The 15,340-nt window shown below is 64.6% G+C and carries 17 protein-coding genes and 1 tRNA gene; 6 read left to right on the top strand and 12 right to left on the bottom strand.

What is annotated here, in order from left to right:
* Nucleotides 1–58 precede the first annotated feature (58 nt).
* From HH800_RS19395 to rpsM, 7 genes are all read right to left on the bottom strand, one after another.
* Nucleotides 59–652, bottom strand: coding sequence for an outer membrane protein (locus HH800_RS19395; protein ID WP_169862009.1), 594 nt, complete (start codon nucleotides 650–652; stop codon nucleotides 59–61).
* Between the two features lie 119 nt (nucleotides 653–771).
* Nucleotides 772–1,392, bottom strand: coding sequence for a hypothetical protein (locus HH800_RS19390; protein ID WP_169862008.1), 621 nt, complete (start codon nucleotides 1,390–1,392; stop codon nucleotides 772–774).
* 63 nt (nucleotides 1,393–1,455) lie between these two features.
* Nucleotides 1,456–3,666 (bottom strand): prolyl oligopeptidase family serine peptidase, encoded by a 2,211-nt coding sequence (locus HH800_RS19385; RefSeq protein WP_169862007.1) that lies wholly within the window; start codon nucleotides 3,664–3,666, stop codon nucleotides 1,456–1,458.
* A gap of 101 nt (nucleotides 3,667–3,767) precedes the next feature.
* Nucleotides 3,768–4,193: a 50S ribosomal protein L17 gene (gene rplQ, locus HH800_RS19380; RefSeq protein ID WP_004208754.1), complete on the bottom strand. Its 426-nt coding sequence runs from the start codon at nucleotides 4,191–4,193 to the stop codon at nucleotides 3,768–3,770.
* A 206-nt stretch (nucleotides 4,194–4,399) separates the two neighbouring features.
* Nucleotides 4,400–5,461 carry a DNA-directed RNA polymerase subunit alpha gene (locus HH800_RS19375; RefSeq protein WP_004208753.1) on the bottom strand — a complete coding sequence of 354 codons (1,062 nt, stop codon included), beginning with the start codon at nucleotides 5,459–5,461 and terminating at the stop codon, nucleotides 4,400–4,402.
* Between the two features lie 125 nt (nucleotides 5,462–5,586).
* On the bottom strand, nucleotides 5,587–5,976 hold the full coding sequence (gene rpsK, locus HH800_RS19370; protein ID WP_004208752.1) for a 30S ribosomal protein S11: 390 nt from the start codon (nucleotides 5,974–5,976) through the stop codon (nucleotides 5,587–5,589).
* A gap of 76 nt (nucleotides 5,977–6,052) precedes the next feature.
* Nucleotides 6,053–6,421: a 30S ribosomal protein S13 gene (gene rpsM / locus HH800_RS19365; RefSeq protein WP_004208751.1), complete on the bottom strand. Its 369-nt coding sequence runs from the start codon at nucleotides 6,419–6,421 to the stop codon at nucleotides 6,053–6,055.
* 347 nt (nucleotides 6,422–6,768) lie between these two features.
* Here rpsM and HH800_RS19360 point away from each other — a divergent pair, with 347 nt between their 5' ends.
* Nucleotides 6,769–7,332: a hypothetical protein gene (locus HH800_RS19360; RefSeq protein WP_169862006.1), complete on the top strand. Its 564-nt coding sequence runs from the start codon at nucleotides 6,769–6,771 to the stop codon at nucleotides 7,330–7,332.
* Nucleotides 7,333–7,887: 555 nt separating this feature from the next.
* Here the strand turns inward: HH800_RS19360 and HH800_RS19355 are convergent.
* Entirely contained in the window at nucleotides 7,888–8,562 is a 675-nt protein-coding gene (locus HH800_RS19355) for an MnmC family methyltransferase (RefSeq protein ID WP_125988512.1), read from the bottom strand.
* A 136-nt stretch (nucleotides 8,563–8,698) separates the two neighbouring features.
* Between HH800_RS19355 and HH800_RS19350 the strand changes: the two genes are divergently transcribed.
* Nucleotides 8,699–9,148 carry a hypothetical protein gene (locus tag HH800_RS19350; RefSeq protein ID WP_169863377.1) on the top strand — a complete coding sequence of 150 codons (450 nt, stop codon included), beginning with the start codon at nucleotides 8,699–8,701 and terminating at the stop codon, nucleotides 9,146–9,148.
* A 180-nt stretch (nucleotides 9,149–9,328) separates the two neighbouring features.
* On the opposite strand, the gene HH800_RS19345 is transcribed toward HH800_RS19350, so the two are convergent.
* The 3 genes from HH800_RS19345 to HH800_RS19335 form a co-directional block, all read right to left on the bottom strand.
* Entirely contained in the window at nucleotides 9,329–9,610 is a 282-nt protein-coding gene (locus HH800_RS19345; RefSeq protein ID WP_017499646.1) for a 3TM-type holin, read from the bottom strand.
* Nucleotides 9,611–9,624: 14 nt separating this feature from the next.
* The gene (locus HH800_RS19340; RefSeq protein WP_169862005.1) at nucleotides 9,625–10,164 is read right to left on the bottom strand and encodes a glycoside hydrolase family 108 protein; all 540 of its coding nucleotides are present in this window, start codon (nucleotides 10,162–10,164) and stop codon (nucleotides 9,625–9,627) included.
* A gap of 353 nt (nucleotides 10,165–10,517) precedes the next feature.
* Entirely contained in the window at nucleotides 10,518–11,096 is a 579-nt protein-coding gene (locus HH800_RS19335; protein WP_169862004.1) for an energy transducer TonB, read from the bottom strand.
* A 345-nt stretch (nucleotides 11,097–11,441) separates the two neighbouring features.
* Between HH800_RS19335 and HH800_RS19330 the strand changes: the two genes are divergently transcribed.
* Together HH800_RS19330 and HH800_RS19325 are read left to right on the top strand one after the other, a co-directional pair.
* Entirely contained in the window at nucleotides 11,442–11,891 is a 450-nt protein-coding gene (locus HH800_RS19330) for a DUF1003 domain-containing protein (RefSeq protein WP_159367255.1), read from the top strand.
* A 94-nt stretch (nucleotides 11,892–11,985) separates the two neighbouring features.
* Complete coding sequence (locus HH800_RS19325; RefSeq protein ID WP_169862003.1) at nucleotides 11,986–13,008, top strand: nucleoside hydrolase; 1,023 nt, start codon at nucleotides 11,986–11,988, stop codon at nucleotides 13,006–13,008.
* A 66-nt stretch (nucleotides 13,009–13,074) separates the two neighbouring features.
* Here HH800_RS19325 and HH800_RS19320 read toward each other — a convergent pair.
* Nucleotides 13,075–13,151: transfer RNA gene (locus tag HH800_RS19320), tRNA-Pro, on the bottom strand.
* Nucleotides 13,152–13,395: 244 nt separating this feature from the next.
* Between HH800_RS19320 and yajC the strand changes: the two genes are divergently transcribed.
* On the top strand, nucleotides 13,396–13,731 hold the full coding sequence (gene yajC / locus HH800_RS19315) for a preprotein translocase subunit YajC (RefSeq protein WP_004208743.1): 336 nt from the start codon (nucleotides 13,396–13,398) through the stop codon (nucleotides 13,729–13,731).
* Nucleotides 13,732–13,738: 7 nt separating this feature from the next.
* A complete protein-coding gene (gene secD / locus HH800_RS19310; protein ID WP_004208742.1) occupies nucleotides 13,739–15,340 on the top strand; it encodes a protein translocase subunit SecD in 1,602 nt (533 codons plus the stop codon).

The raw sequence follows: 15,340 nt of genomic DNA, 5'->3' as shown, positions 1-15,340 counted from the left end.
GATGGCTCTGGCCTCTGGACGGGCAGGGCTGCCTTGCGCCTGCCCGTCCCGACTGACGTCAGAAATGATAGGCGAGGCCGACCAGGGTCTGGTGCCGGTCGAACTTGCCGCCGTTGCCGAGGTCACTGTATCGATATTCGATACGCGCGGTGACCTTGTCGGCGACGAAGCGTTCGACGCCGGCACCCACGCCCCAGCCGTCGAAACTGTCATGGCCCGACAGGGTGCCGCTGGTATCGCTGAGCGCGATACGGGCGCGCATATTCTCATAGCTGCCCCGGACATAGAGCAGGGTGTTGCCGCCGACGACATAGCCGGCGCGCGCGCCGATATCGAAGCTGTAATTGGGGTCGATCAGCGATCCGCCGACGCGGGATGCGTCATCGGCGGCGATGTCGAAACCGGCCTCCACGCCGACCACGATCTTGTCGGTAAGCTGATGATCATAACCGGCAAATCCGCCACCGAAGAAGGCGTCGCGCGATTCATGCATGTCGAGGCGGCCGACATCGCTGTTGGCGCTGCCGATGCTGTCGCGGTTCCAGCCGGCCTGGACGCCGACATAGGGGCCCTGGAAGCTTTCGGCATGGGCGGTGCCGCAGGCGAGGGCAAGGCCGATGGCTGCCGCGGTGCCGATCATGTTTCTCATCATGTCTATCCCTTTTCCCATTTGTTCGAGATGGGCTCGAAATAGGGAAATGGGCGGGCATGATAAGCCGGCGGCGGCGCACCAGACTGTCTCGCTCGGCGAGACAATCCGGTGGCTATGCGTCAGTGCATCGCCACGTCGCGGCTGAGATAGACCTCTGCCACGCGGCCGTCCTTCATCGCGCAGGTGAAGCGACGGGTGGTGCCTTCGGTGGCGCGATAGCTGGTGCGGGTCTCGACCTCGCCATCGATATTATAGCCGTCGGCGGTCGCGCGCGGCTCGTCGATGTGGCGGATTTCGGCATAGCCGGCCTGGCCCTGCGCCTCGTCCCGCGCGGCCAGCGCGCAGGCATCGGTCAGCTGGTCATTGCTCTGGTTGGTGGCAGCGACGTCCGAAAAATCATCCGTGCGCGCGGGCGGTCCCGCGTTGTCGGCATCCGCTCCATAGTCGGTGCCACTGGTTGGAGGCGGGGCGTCATTGTCGGCATAGGGGCGGTTGTCGACATCAGCGCCGCGTGCGTCCTTGCGGTCCTTGGAGACGGAATTGGCGACCACCACGGCGGCGCCAAGCAGTGCGGCAATGCCGACCGCGTCGCCAAAGCCGAAGCCATTGCCGCGATCATGGCGGTGATGCCAGTAGCGATCGTCATAGCGGGGCCGGGCCTGTGCCGGGGCGACGCTGCCCAGCAGCAGCCCTGCGCCGACCAGCGCCCCCGTCATCCACCGCGTCCTGTTCCCGATCATCTGCCTGTCTCCTGCGATGGAATGAGCCATAGCCGCGTCGGGCTGTCCAGAGGCTGAATGGGCTCAGTCCGGCTTGCGCTGGATGTCGAGCCCGGTGAAATGGGCGGCGAAGGCATAGCTGTCGGCATATTCCTCGATCAGCTTGTCGATCGGCTTGCCCGCGCCATGGCCGGCACGATTCTCCACCCGCAACAGATGCGGCTTGTCGCCGATCGACGCGGCCTGCAGCGCGGCGGCATATTTGAAGCTGTGCGCCGGCACGACCCGGTCGTCGGTATCCGCCGTGGTCACCAGGATCGCCGGATAATCCTTGCCGCTCAAGATGTTGTGATAGGGCGAATAGCCATAGAGCAGGGGGAAGTCACGTTCATTGTCGGGCGATCCATAATCGTCGACCCAATAGCGGCCGGCGGTGAAGCGATCGAAGCGCAGCATGTCCATGACCCCGACCGCGGGCAGGGCGGCGGCGAACAGGTCGGGCCGCTGGTTGACCACCGCGCCGACCAGCAGGCCGCCATTGGAACGGCCCTCGATCGCCAGCCCATCCTTGGGGGTATAGCCCTGGGCCTTGAGATATTCGGCGGCGGCGATGAAATCGTCGAACACATTCTGCTTGTTGGCGCCGCGCCCGGCATCGTGCCAGGCCTTGCCGAACTCGCCGCCGCCGCGCAGATTGGCGATGGCATAGGCGCCGCCCTGTTCCAGCCAGGCCATGCGGGTCGCCGAATAGCCGGGCGTCAGCGCGATGTTGAAGCCGCCATAGCCATAGAGGATGGTCGGCACCGCCTGTGTATGGTCGGCCAGCACTTTCTTGCGCAGGATCGTCATCGGGATCAGCGTGCCGTCCTTCGAGGGATAGCTGACCTGTTCGACGCCATAATCGGCGGGATTGAAGGGCAGGTCGGGCTGGGCGAAGAGCTGGGTCTGCTGGCTCGCCGTGTCGAAGCGATAGATGCTGGCCGGCGTCACGAAGCCGGAGAAGGAGAAGAAGGTTTCCGGGTCGCCATCGCGCCCGCCGAAACCGGCAGCGGTGCCCATGCCGGGCAGCGGCACGTCGCCGACCTTGCGCCCGTCCAGCTCGACCAGTTCGGCGACGGTTTCCGATTGGGTCATGTAAGCGAGGATGAAGCGGTTGCCGACCAGCGATCCGCCGGCAAGCGTATCGGTGCGTTCGGCCACCAGCGGCTTTTCGCTGCGCCCCGGCCGCAGGGCATCGAGCGTCACCAGCCGCATATGGGCGGCCTTGCGGTCGGTGACGAAATAGAGGGTCGATCCCCGGCTGCCGATCAGGCGCCAGTCATTGGCGAGGCCCTTGACCAGCGTCCGCAGCTTGACGGGGCCACCGTCGAGCGCGGCGACATGCAGCTCGCGGCGCGGATCCATGCCGGCAAAGCTGCTGACGATCAGCCAGCGGCCATCGCTCGTCACCTGGGCGGTGTGGCTGAGGCCGGGGCGATCGGGCGTCGCATAGATGAGCTGGTCCTGCGCCTGGGGCGTGCCGATGCGATGATAATAAAGCTGCTGGTCGCTGTTGGTCGACTGATAGGCTTCGCCGTCGACCGGCGCGGCATAGCGGGAGTAGAAGAAGCCCTCGCCCCGGCCGTCCCAGGCAGTTTGCGAGAATTTGACCCATTCGACCTTGTCGTCGAGGATCTTGCCGCTGTCGACGTCCAGCACGCGCAGGGTGCGCCAGTCGCTGCCGGCATCCTGCACGCCATAGGCGAGGAAGCGGCCGTCGGGCGAGGGCGTCCATTCGGCGAGCGCACTGGCGCCATCCCTGGCCCAGCGATTGGGATCGAGCAGCAGCCTTTGTTCACCGGCCAGTCCTTCGCGGACATAGAGCGGTGTCTGGTTCTGCAGCCCCTTGTTATAGCCGTAGAAATAGCGGGTGCCGGCCTTGCGCGGCACGGTGAAGCGGCCATGGGCGAAGAGCGCCTGCATCCGCGTCTTGAGCGCATTGCGGCCGGGCAGGTCATCGATATAGCGGCGGGTCAGGTCATTTTCGCGGCCGACCCAGTCGCGCACGGCGGGATCGGTGCGGACGTCATTTTCCAGCCAGCGATAGGGATCGGTCACCTTCACGCCGAAATGATCCTCGACCAGATCCTGGCGGCGGGTGAGCGGGTAATGGAGGCCATTGTCCGGCGGCGTCGCGTCGATCGCGGCGGGGGTGGCATCGCCCGAGGCAGCGGCAGCCACAGCAGAGGCCGGCGCGGCGGCGATCACTGCCAGCAGGGCCGGCAGCGGCCAGATCAGGCGGCGAAGCGCGCGCATCCTCTCGACCCTATATCCTTGAAAGAAAACAGGCCGCGGCTTCGGATGAAGCCGCGGCCTGTTCGACTATCGTCTATCCACCGTTACCGGCGGAACCGCGATCAGGCGGCTTCGAATTCGTCTTCGTCGACGGTGTTGACCGGACCGGAGTCCTGGCCCTTGGCATCGACGTCACGGTCGACCAGCTCGATGATCGCGATCGGCGCGGCGTCCGAAGCGCGGAAACCGGCCTTGATCACGCGGGTGTAGCCACCGTTGCGATCCTTGTAACGCTCGGCCAGGACTTCGAACAGCTTGGTCAGCTGCGCATCGTCCTTCAGGCGGGCGTCGGCCAGACGACGGTTGGACAGGCCACCCTTCTTGGCGAGGGTGATCAGCTTCTCGACGTAGGGACGCAGTTCCTTCGCCTTCGGCGTGGTGGTCAGGATCTGCTCATGCTTGATGAGCGAGGCAGCCAGGTTGCGAAGCAGGGCGGTACGATGACCGGTGCTGCGCTGAAGCTTACGATGACCAACTTTATGACGCATGTCTCATTCCTTCGTTCGTTAAGGGGCCGGATGAGGTACCCCAGACCAGGCGGTTTTCATGGGGACCGCCTAATACCCCATTGACCGTCCGGCGACCGTCACGGGAGTAAATCCCGTGACGTCAGACGACGCGGCGCGTCGCTGGCCGGTCGTTCGCGTTCGCGTTGCGAACCGCCGCGCTGCTGCGCTGCGCGGCTCGCTCCGACTTAGCCCAGCAGCTCCTGTTCGAGCTTCTTGGCCATTTCCTCGATATTTTCCGGCGGCCAGCCGGGGATGTCCATGCCCAGGCGCAGGCCCATGGACGACAGCACTTCCTTGATTTCGTTCAGCGACTTGCGGCCGAAATTCGGGGTGCGCAGCATCTCGGCTTCGGTCTTCTGGACCAGATCGCCGATATAGATGATGTTGTCGTTCTTGAGGCAGTTGGCCGAGCGGACCGACAGTTCCAGTTCGTCCACCTTCTTGAGCAGATAGCGGTTGATCTGGTTGGTGTCGCTTTCGCCTTCCGACGCAGCGGCAGCGGCATGGCCGGCAGCCGGGGCAGCGGCGGGCAGCGCGTCCTCGAAGTGGACGAACAGCTGGAGCTGGTCCTGCAGGATGCGGGCTGCATAGGCAATCGCATCTTCCGGCGTCACGGTGCCGTCGGTTTCCAGCGTCAGCGACAGCTTGTCATAGTCCAGTTCCTGGCCGACGCGGGTGTTATCCACCTTGTAGGCGACCTGGCGGACCGGCGAGTAGAGCGCGTCGACCGGGATCAGGCCGATCGGTGCGTCTGCCGGGCGGTTGGCGACGGCGGGGACATAGCCCTTGCCGATGTCAGCCGTCAGTTCCATGTTCAGCGTCGCGCCCTGATCGAGGTGACAGATCACCAGATCGGGGTTCATCACTTCGATGTCGCCGACGACGGCAATGTCGCCTGCCTTCACCACGGCCGGGCCGGTGGCGGACAGCTGCAGACGCTTGGGGCCTTCGCCTTCCATCTTCAGCGCGACCTGCTTGATGTTCAGGACGATGTCGGTGACGTCCTCACGCACGCCGGCGAGCGACGAGAATTCGTGCAGGACATTCTCGATCTTGATCGAGGTGACCGCCGCGCCCTGGAGCGAGGAGAGAAGAACCCGGCGCAGCGCGTTGCCGAGCGTCAGGCCGAAACCGCGCTCAAGCGGTTCGGCAACGAAGGTCGCCTTGCGCTTGCCGTCGCCGGTCGGCTTGATCTCGAGGGCGTTGGGCTTCTTCAATTCCTGCCAGTTCTTCATGTTGACAGTCATGTACTTCCCCTGGGGATGTGGCCGTAACGGGTAGATCCTGGACCCATCAGGACGTTCCGGCCGATGCAAACGGGTAAGCGGGCGACGCGTCCGCCGCCCGCCTTCAAGCCTCTAGCGAAGCTTAATTAGACGCGGCGGCGCTTCGACGGACGCACACCATTGTGCGGGATCGGCGTGACGTCGCGGATCGAGGTGATGTGGAAGCCGACGGCCTGCAGCGCGCGCAGAGCCGATTCACGGCCCGAACCGGGGCCCTTGACTTCGACTTCGAGGGTGCGGACGCCATGTTCCGCAGCCTTGCGGCCGGCGTCTTCGGCGCACACCTGAGCGGCGTACGGGGTCGACTTGCGGCTGCCCTTGAAGCCCATCATGCCGGCCGAGGACCACGAGATCGCGTTGCCCTGGGCGTCGGTGATGGTCACCATGGTGTTGTTGAAGCTGGCGTTGACGTGCGCGACGCCGGCCGAGATGTTCTTGCGTTCGCGGCGCTTAATGCGCTGGGGTTCGCGTGCCATTTTGCTCTAATCCTACAAAAATCGTTCAAAAGCAGAAGTCACCGGAGGGTCCGTCCAAAGGACCAGCCCTCGACGATTACTTCTTCTTGCCGGCGATCGGCTTCGCCTTACCCTTGCGGGTGCGCGCATTGGTGTGCGTGCGCTGACCGCGAACCGGCAGGCCCTTGCGATGACGCAGGCCGCGATAGCAGGCCAGATCCATCAGGCGCTTGATGTTCATCGCGGTTTCGCGACGCAGATCGCCTTCGACGGTCAGGTCGGCGTCGATGGCTTCGCGGATCTGCAGGACTTCGGCGTCCGACAGGTCCTGAACGCGGCGCGCATGGTCGATGCCCAGCTTGTCGGCGAGGTCGACGGCGGTCTTGCGACCGATGCCGTGGATGTAGGTGAGCGCGATGATTACGCGCTTGTTGGTCGGGATGTTAACACCCGCAATACGTGCCATGGTACTTAAATCTCCTGCTCCACGGGGCAGTTGGCGCCGCCCCATCTCAAAGCGTTCGGGCCTCTTTCCTGGCAAGGAAAAACAGGCCATGATGTTGCTTCCCGAGACGCAAAAAAGACGGCCAGTGCAGGAAGCACTGCCGCTGTTACGCGTGTAGGGAACGGCGGCCTTTATCGATTCGCCCTAAAACTGTCAATATCCGGCGCTTTTTTGAGGCTCTCCGTGCGATGAACGGAGCGGTTGTCCATGGGGGCAAGTGGCGGCGGTCGTGGTCGGCCATCCGCCTCTGCCGTCGCCTTGCCCCTTTTCGGGTTGAGCGCTCCGGCCGGCTCGGGCATGGAAGCGCCATGCGTCTGACCCGATTTCTTGTGTCCGCCCCGGCCCTTGCAGCGCCGCTGACCCTGTTGGTGGCCGGCTGCGTCGCGCCGCCCTCCGCGCCGCCTTCGACAGCGGCGTCGCGTCCGGCGCCCGCATCCCGGCCTGCGCCTTTGCCACCGGCGCAGCCCGCACCGCCTGCGGCGGTCGAGTGGCAATATCGCCCTGCGACGCCGGGCAACTGGACCTATCGCGCCGATCCGGCCGGGCCGGTCGCGCTGTTTGGCGAGTCGGCTTCTGCCCCGCGTTTGACGCTGCGCTGCGACCGGGCGACGCGGCGGATCAGCCTCGGCCGGGCCGGCGGCGGGCAGGGGGCGATCACGGTGCGGACAAGCTATGGCGCGAGCAGCTGGCCGGCGGTGATGGCGGGGACGCAGGTGCCGCAACTGACTGCCGTGCGCGGCGCGAGCGACGCGGTACTGGACCAGCTCGCCTATAGCCGGGGCCGTTTCGCGGTCGAGGTGCAGGGGCAGGAGACGCTGATCGTGCCGGCCTGGGCCGAAATATCGCGCGTGATCGAGGAGTGTCGGGGCTGAAAATCAGCGGTCCCGCCGTTTCGGCGCGGACGTTCAAGTATGATTCCAAAAAAGAATATTACAAGTCTTGATCCTGCAATCCGTCTGATTCACAGTCCGTCTCGTGGCCGATCGAGGGGTAGCTCAAAGCCGGTCACGCGGGCTTAATTAGCGAAAGGAGGTGATCCGATGTCTCATGGTTCAGCAATGGGGTCGGTCAAGTCCATTCGGGAAACGCGCCGCTGACGACGCCGGAGCGTCGGTACAAACCCTTCATGGTGTAGAGACCAAGAGCGCCGACATACAGGCCGTCTCCGCCAGGGGCTTTAGCGCGAACTTGTCTTCCTTCTGGGCGGTTTCCGGCCGCTGACCATGCACATGATGGGCCGTCGGGCATTGCGTCCCGGCGGCCCCTCTCATGTCCGGGGTGTGGCGCCTTTTTTTGGGGCGTCGCGAAAGGGCGATGTCTCGGTACGGTGCCGGCCCGCTCCCCCGCCCAACCACCCGACAGGATGACACTGGATCGGGCGGTTGGGCGGGGGAGCGGGCTGGAACCGGCTTTCTCAAACAGGATTCTTACCGCCGGCGGGTTGCGAACCAGATGACGTGGCGGGGGCCCTTGCCATTGTCGCGCGCCTTGACCGCGACTTCTTCCACCGCGAAGCCCGCATTCTGCAGCCGCCGGGTGAAGGCGGCGTCCGATCCTGCCGACCAGATCGCCAATATGCCGCCGGGCTTGAGCGCGCGCATCGCGCTGGCGAGGCCCGCATTGGTATAGAGCCGGTCGTTGGCGTCGGCGGTCAGGCCGTCCGGGCCATTGTCGACATCCAGCAGGATCGCGTCATAGCTGCCATGGCCGGCGGCGATCACATGGGCGACATCGTCCATCACCAGCCGCACGCGCGGATCGTCCAGGCAGCCGGCGGCCAGGTCGACCATCGGGCCGCGCGCCCATTCGATGATCTCGGGCACCAGTTCGGCCAGCGTGATCTGCGCCTTTGCGTCCATTTCCGCGAGCGCGGCGCGCAGGGTGAAGCCCATGCCATAGCCGCCGATCAGCATGTGAAGACCGGCGCGCTTGCCCAGTCGCTCCAGCGTCATCAACGCCAGCGCCTTTTCCGACCCGCTCATCCGGCTACTCATCAGCTCGTTGCGGTCGAGCACGATCATGAAGTCGCCGCCGCGGCGATAGAGGCGCAGTTCCTGTCCGCCCGGAACGGCGGCGGTGCCCAGCAATTCGCGCGGTGTCATGGCAATGGTCCTCAAACAGGGCGGGGAAAGCGGCCGCATGACAGGTCACGGGCCGCTGCGCAATGGCGGCCCGATGGACGGTTCGCCGCCTATGGGCTGGCCAGCGGCGGCGCAGGGGTCTATCGGCACCCCCATCATGCGTTATTTTCTCGATACCGAATTCAACGGCTTTGGCGGCGCGCTGATCAGCGTGGCGCTGGTGCCCGAACATGGCGACGATGATTTCTATGCGTCGCTGCCGCTGCCCGATATGATCGAACCCTGGGTCGAGCGCCATGTCATCCCCTATCTGCGCCATGTGCCGGCGGGGCTGGACCATGAACTCAGCCGGATCGAGGCGGCCGACCATATCGCCGCCTATCTGGATGGCGATTCCGATCCGGTGATCATCGCCGACTGGCCCGAGGATCTGGCCCATTTCTGCGCGCTGCTGACCACCGGGCCGGGGCAGATGGCGGCGGTCGACTATGGGCTGCGGCTGGAACTGATCAACGCGGCGGGCTTCAGCGCGGCGGCCAACAGCCGGGTGCCGCACAATGCCCTGCATGATGCGCGGGCATTGCGCGACTTCTACGTCAATAATTGAGTCGAAAGGGGCGGTGTTGCGCACCGCCTCTGGCTCTCAGAGACTGTTTGAGAAAGTCGGTTCCGGTCCGCTCCCCCGCCCAACCGCCCGACAGGATGACACTGGATCGGGTGGTTGGGCGGGGGAGCGGGCTGGTACCGCGCTGAAAAATCGCTCTTTCGCGATTTTTCAAGCAGGCTCTCAGCGCTCCGTGCCCCTCGCCTTGCCCCAGGCATGGGCGGCGGTATAGCCGAGATAGGCCGTGCCGAAGAGCGCGTAGAGCGGCTCGGGCAGGGCATCGAGATAGGCGCGCATGCCCGCGATGATCGCGCCCGCCACCTCCGGCTGCCAGCCCGAGATCAGCCCCATCGGGATCGACCAGAGCAGCAGCGCATAGATGACGTAGAGAAAGGCCGGCCGCGACCGCTGTGTCCACAGGTCGGTCGGCTCGGTGGGGAGAGGAATGTCGTCGGTCTTCAACATGATCGCGTCTTCCTTCAGCCGATGCGGTTGGCGAGCCAGCCATAGAGAAAGGCCTCGTTGGCCGGGCGGCTTTCGGCCAGCGCCAGATAGCGTTCGCCCTGCAAGGCCTCGATCGCCTTGATCAGCACCGCGTCGCCGGCTGCGCCACGCAGGGTGCGGAAGGCGCGCAGCGCAGCGAGCGTGCGGGCGCCGATCGCGCCGTCGGCCTTCAGGTCGGCATAGTCGCGCTGGTTGCGGTTGAGGGCGTTGAGCGCCCGCTGGAGAAAGGTGCTGGCGACCCCCGGCCCCATGTTGACGGCGGTGTCGAACAGTTCGGCCGCGAGCGTCATGCTTTGCTGCGCGACCGCGGCATAGCCCGGCCCATCCCAATAGAGCTGGCGGTAGATGGTGCGCGCGGTTGCGGCCGGCAGACGGCGCATGTCGCCGGCAAAGCCGTTCGCCCGCGCGACCCCCAGCGTGATGCCCATATTGGTCGGCCCGCCGCGATCGGCCGGATGGTCGACATAGCCACCCTCCCGCGCGATCAGTTCGTCCAGCAATGTGTCGATGGTCATGGTCGGCCCTTCCATGGTTCGTGAATGGCGAATCATTTATCCCATATGGTTATCTGTAGGACAGAGTGGAATGGCAGGTGCGCGCCTGCCGAAGTTCACAGTGTAAACGGGCTTCTGGGGGCGTTTGCGCCTGAAACGCGTCGGCAACGCCTCTGCTGCGCGTCGGTCATGCACTGGAACGCGTCCTGTCCAACAGGGGCTGGGTCAGCGCGCCGCGTTAACGCCGAGCGCGGCACGCGCCCCTGACGCGACGCCTATGCGCCATTTTCGCGCGCGGCACACGTCAGAAGGCGCGGGGTTTACCCGGATATTCATCAATTTCTTCTGGAGATAATCACTGTTATCGTGCCCGATCAGGGCTGGACGCTGAATCCGATCGCCAGAGTTTGGACGGCACGGACCGGTGTGCCAGTGGCATCGTTGAGTGGTTGCGTGCCGCTTCGCATCACGGCCTGACAGGCGGCTTTGTCGAGTGCGATGTTGCCACTGCTGCTGGTTGGCTCGCATGTCTCTACCTTGCCGTCGGCGGCGACAACCAGATTGACATTGGTGGTCGCATCGTCGCGTGCCCCGTCCGGCATCTGGCGCAAGGGCAGATAAAGATCTGCGCCAGACGAAGCATCGGCCCGCGCACCCGCGTTCGCATCCGTCCGCTTCCAGGACAGCCTAAACTCCAGCATGCCATGGAGGCTCGTTCCCGCTTGATCGCTGGCGGGAATGGCCTTGAGCGTCAGCAATTTTCGACAATTGTCCCGATCCTCGATCGGGCCGTGGTTCGCGACTTGGGCGTTGCAGCCAGCGATCGTTCCGTCCGGCGCCACGGTTAACCGGATGGTTTCCACACCATTGGCCGACAGGGCGAGTGCTTTGGGCGAAGGCTGCAGGGGCAGCCGAACATTGTCGATACTGGCCTGCTGAACGGCCATCGCCATGCCAACCAACAAAGTCCCCAACCCCTGCCTCCCTGATGTGACGGGGCAAGTTACACATTATTTGTCCGCAAGCCATATTGCTGGACTTCAAGCGGCAACTGATCGAGGCCGTGGCGCTGCTCCTGCCGCCTAACATGACCAAGATTTCATGATTGCGCGGATTGATCCGGCGCGGTGCGGGGTCTAGCGGCCATGCTGTTCCAGCCGGAATATTCCGCCCATCTTTTCGAGGAAATCATGTCCGACAACGACCATAGTCGAAAGACCGCGCGTTCGGGCATGGGGGCGAACTGACAGGTTCGGATCACCCGCCCGCCCCGAAGGCGCGGTCGCACGAGGTGATCCATGAATGCAGCCATCCGTTTTCTCGTCGGCTCCCTGCGCCGCGGGCCCCAGGCCCCTGATCTCAACCGCCTGTTCGATGACGGCCAGACCTATGGCGAGCGACTGGCCGACCGGGTCGCGGCGATCGGCGGCTCCTGGCGCTTCATCATCGGCTTCAGCCTGTTCCTGGTCGCCTGGGCGCTGCTGAACACGCTGGTGCTGGCGCGCCACGCCTTCGACCCCTTTCCCTTCATCTTTTTAAACCTGATGCTGTCGATGCTGGCCGCGTTGCAGGCGCCGATCATCATGATGAGCCAGAATCGCCAGGCGGCAAAGGACCGGCTGGAGGCGCGGCTCGACTATGAGACCAATTTGCGATCGGAAGCGCAGATCGCCAGCCTGCACGACAAGATCGACCTGCTGCTGGCGATGGCGGGCGAGAGGGAGGATACGGCAGGGGCGGCGGGCTGATCTTCCGGCATTTCCGGGTCTTGTTTGACATTGTGGGTCATGGTCCCGCAATGTGGCCGCATGTCCAATGGGGCGACATGGGGAGGGTCAGGTCGTGCAGAACAGGCTTATCATCGATCGGCGAACATGGCTGGCGGGGCTTGTGGGGCTGGCCGGCCAGGCATCACTGACCGGGCCGGCTCACGCCCTGACCGCGCGGGTCCGCAGCCGGGTGATCATCGACAATGATTTTTCCGGCGATCCCGATGGCCTGTTCCAACTGGCGCATCATCTGTTGTCGCCTTCGGTGCAGATCCCGCTGGTCATCGGATCGCATATTCATCCCAGAGATTTCCTCGACGGGTCGGACCGGCAAGCCGACAATGCCGTGCAATGCGTCAGCGACATGATGGATTGCATGCGGCTGCCGCATCGGCCGCCGGTGCTGGCGGGGCGCAATGCCGCGCCGGCGCCCGGCACGCCGCCATCGGCCACCCCGGCGGTGGCCGCGATCATCGCCGAAGCGCAACGGACTGATAGCAAATTGCCCCTCTTCTATGTTGCGGGGGCTGGCCTGACCGACCTGGCCGAAGCGGTGCGCCTGCGACCGGAGATCGCGCGGCGGATCATCCTGGTCTGGATCGGCGGGCCGGAACATGGGGATGTCGATCCCACCGTCCATGTTCGGGCAAGCAAGGAATATAATCTGACCATCGATCTGGCCGCCGCGCAGACATTGTTCAACGATTCGGCGGTCGAGATCTGGCAGGTGCCGCGCAACGTCTATCGCACGCTGATGATCAGTCATGCCGAACTCGACCGGGAACTGGCAGGGGCGGGGCGGCTCGGCCGTTATCTGCTGGATCAGCTGGAGCGGGCAATCAGGCGGATCGATGCGCCGCTCGGCGAAACCTATATATTGGGGGACAGTCCGCTGGTCACGCTGACCGCGCTGCAATCCTCCTTTGATCCCGATGCGGCGTCGAGCGATTATCTGATCCGGCCGACGCCGCGGATCAACGATCAGGCGGGCTATGTTGCACATCCAGCCGGCCGACCGATGCGCATCTTCACCCGGATCGATAGCCGGCTGACCTTTGCGGACATGTTTGCCAAGGTCCGCGCCGGCAGCGTTTGACACGCAGGGGCAGACCCTCCGCCGAAGCGGCGAAAATCATGGATTATGGCGATGTTCGGAGAATTTTGGTCGGGACGAGAGGATTCGAACCTCCGACCCCCACACCCCCAGTGTGATGCGCTACCAGGCTGCGCTACGTCCCGACCGGAGGGCGCCCAATAGAGGGATGAATTGGAAGTTGCAAGGGATTCGATGCAGGCTTTTTGCGGGGCGTGCAAATGACCGGCTTTCCCGTCCCTTGCCCGATGCTTTCAAAGCCCGTCATTCCGGGCGCGAAAAGCCAAGCTTGTTGCCTTGCCCCGGCCATCTGTGTTAGCCGCCCGCGCTTGATCCCATGCCCGCGCCCTGCGGGTTGGGGAGACCGAAAAACAAGGCGAAAGTCCCACCATGTTCATTACTCCAGCCTTTGCCCAGACCGCGGGCGGGCAAGCCTCCGGCGCCGGTATCCTGGTGCAGATGGCACCGCTGGTCCTCATCTTCGTCGTCTTCTATTTCCTGCTGATCCGTCCGCAGCAGAAGAAGATGAAGGAGCATAAGGGCAAGATCGACGCCGTGAAGAAGGGCGATCAGGTCGTGACCGGCGGTGGCCTGGTCGGCAAGGTCGCGCGCGTCGACGACATCTATGTCGATATCGAGCTGGCGCCGAACATGAAGGTCAAGGCGGTCAAGTCGACCCTGGCCGACGTGATCGACCCGACCACCGCCAAGCCCGCGAACGACTGATCCAACCATGCTGAACTTCTCGCGCTGGGCCATCGCCGGCATCCTGTTGCCGCTAATCATCGGCATCTTCTGCGCCGTCCCGAGCTTCCTGCCCGATTCGACGGTGGCGAAGCTGCCCCCCTTCATGCAGACGCGGGTCAATCTGGGCCTCGACCTTGCCGGCGGCAGCCATCTGCTGCTGGAAGCGTCGACCCAGGATGTGGCCAAGCAGCGGCTCGCCAATATGGAGGAGCAGGTCCGCACGGAACTGCGCCGGGGCGAGACGAAGATCGCGATCGGCGATATTTCCAGCCGTGACGGGAAACTCAGCTTCATGGTCCGCAACCCCAGCGAAGTGGATGCCGCCGTCGAGCGCATCCGCCCGCTGACCCAGGGTGCGGGCCTGACCGGCCAGCGCGACTTCAATGTCGAGGTGGTCAACAGCTCCACCATCGTCATCACGCCGACCCAGGCGGGAATCGACAATGCGGTGAAGAGCGCGATGCAGGTCGCGACTGAAGTCATCCGCAAGCGCATCGACGAAATGGGCACGCGCGAGCCGACCATCCAGCAGCAGGGTGCCAACCGCATCGTCGTGCAGGTGCCGGGCCTGCAGGATCCCAAGGCGCTGAAGGCTTTGCTGGGCCAGACCGCGAAGCTGGAATTCAAGCTGGTCGACATGAGCGCCAACCCGAGCGAAGTGGCCCAGGGCCGCGCGCCGGTGGGCAGCGAAGTTCTGCCCTATCCGACCAATCCGGCCGGGCCGCCGATGATCGCGGTCCACCGCCAGGTGATGGTGTCGGGCGAGGAGCTGACCGACGCCCAGCAGACCTATGACCAGCAGACCAACGAACCCAATGTCACCATCCGCTTCAACGGATCGGGCGGCAACAAGTTCGCCAAGGTGACGTCGCAGAATGTCAACCGCCCCTTCGCCATCATCCTGGATGGCAAGGTGCTGTCGGCGCCGAACATCAATGAGCCGATCCTGGGCGGGTCGGCGACGATTTCGGGCAGCTTCACCGTCGAAGGCGCCAACCAGTTGGCGATCGCGCTGCGCTCGGGCAAGCTGCCGGTCAACTTCGTCGTGGTCGAGGAACGCACCGTCGGTCCGGGCCTGGGCGCCGATTCGATCCGCGCCGGCCTGGTCGCGTCGATCGTCGCGGTCGTCGCCGTCGCCGCCTTCATGTTCGTGAGCTATGGCCGGTTCGGCATGTATGCGAACCTGGCCGTGGCCATCAACGTGCTGGTGATCCTGGGCGTGATGGGCATTTTGGGCGCGACGCTGACCCTGCCGGGCATTGCCGGCTTCGTGCTAACCATCGGCACCGCGGTCGACGCGAACGTGCTGATCTATGAGCGTATTCGCGAAGAGCGGCGGCGCGGGCGCGGGGTCGTGCAGGCGATCGAGTTCGGCTACAAGGAAGCCAGCCGCACCATCTTCGAAGCGAACGTGACCCATGCGATCGCCGGTGGCATCATGCTCGCGCTGGGCTCCGGCCCGGTCAAGGGCTTCGCCATCGTGCTGCTGATCGGTATCGCGACCAGCGTGTTCACCGCCGTGACCTTCACGCGCGTTCTCGTCTCGGGCTGGGTGCGTCGCACTCGTCCCACGGACATCCACATTTAA

Origin of the sequence: Sphingobium yanoikuyae (assembly GCF_013001025.1) — a bacterium.
In the GTDB taxonomy this organism is placed as follows: domain Bacteria; phylum Pseudomonadota; class Alphaproteobacteria; order Sphingomonadales; family Sphingomonadaceae; genus Sphingobium; species Sphingobium yanoikuyae_A.
This window is presented reverse-complemented; position numbering and strand designations above follow the sequence as displayed.

What these genes read in the sequence shown, in the direction of transcription:
- HH800_RS19395 (WP_169862009.1), bottom strand. Translation starts at nt 652, where the DNA reads ATGATGAGAAACATGATCGGCACCGCGGCAGCCATCGGCCTTGCCCTC.
- HH800_RS19350 (WP_169863377.1), top strand. Translation starts at nt 8,699, where the DNA reads ATGCGTTATTTTCTCGATACCGAATTCAACGGCTTTGGCGGCGCGCTG.
- HH800_RS19335 (WP_169862004.1), bottom strand. Translation starts at nt 11,096, where the DNA reads ATGGCGATGGCCGTTCAGCAGGCCAGTATCGACAATGTTCGGCTGCCC.
- HH800_RS19340 (WP_169862005.1), bottom strand. Translation starts at nt 10,164, where the DNA reads ATGACCATCGACACATTGCTGGACGAACTGATCGCGCGGGAGGGTGGC.
- secD (WP_004208742.1), top strand. Translation starts at nt 13,739, where the DNA reads ATGCTGAACTTCTCGCGCTGGGCCATCGCCGGCATCCTGTTGCCGCTA.
- rplQ (WP_004208754.1), bottom strand. Translation starts at nt 4,193, where the DNA reads ATGCGTCATAAAGTTGGTCATCGTAAGCTTCAGCGCAGCACCGGTCAT.
- HH800_RS19385 (WP_169862007.1), bottom strand. Translation starts at nt 3,666, where the DNA reads ATGCGCGCGCTTCGCCGCCTGATCTGGCCGCTGCCGGCCCTGCTGGCA.
- HH800_RS19375 (WP_004208753.1), bottom strand. Translation starts at nt 5,461, where the DNA reads ATGACTGTCAACATGAAGAACTGGCAGGAATTGAAGAAGCCCAACGCC.
- rpsM (WP_004208751.1), bottom strand. Translation starts at nt 6,421, where the DNA reads ATGGCACGTATTGCGGGTGTTAACATCCCGACCAACAAGCGCGTAATC.
- HH800_RS19345 (WP_017499646.1), bottom strand. Translation starts at nt 9,610, where the DNA reads ATGTTGAAGACCGACGACATTCCTCTCCCCACCGAGCCGACCGACCTG.
- HH800_RS19355 (WP_125988512.1), bottom strand. Translation starts at nt 8,562, where the DNA reads ATGACACCGCGCGAATTGCTGGGCACCGCCGCCGTTCCGGGCGGACAG.
- yajC (WP_004208743.1), top strand. Translation starts at nt 13,396, where the DNA reads ATGTTCATTACTCCAGCCTTTGCCCAGACCGCGGGCGGGCAAGCCTCC.
- HH800_RS19360 (WP_169862006.1), top strand. Translation starts at nt 6,769, where the DNA reads ATGCGTCTGACCCGATTTCTTGTGTCCGCCCCGGCCCTTGCAGCGCCG.
- HH800_RS19330 (WP_159367255.1), top strand. Translation starts at nt 11,442, where the DNA reads ATGAATGCAGCCATCCGTTTTCTCGTCGGCTCCCTGCGCCGCGGGCCC.
- HH800_RS19390 (WP_169862008.1), bottom strand. Translation starts at nt 1,392, where the DNA reads ATGATCGGGAACAGGACGCGGTGGATGACGGGGGCGCTGGTCGGCGCA.
- rpsK (WP_004208752.1), bottom strand. Translation starts at nt 5,976, where the DNA reads ATGGCACGCGAACCCCAGCGCATTAAGCGCCGCGAACGCAAGAACATC.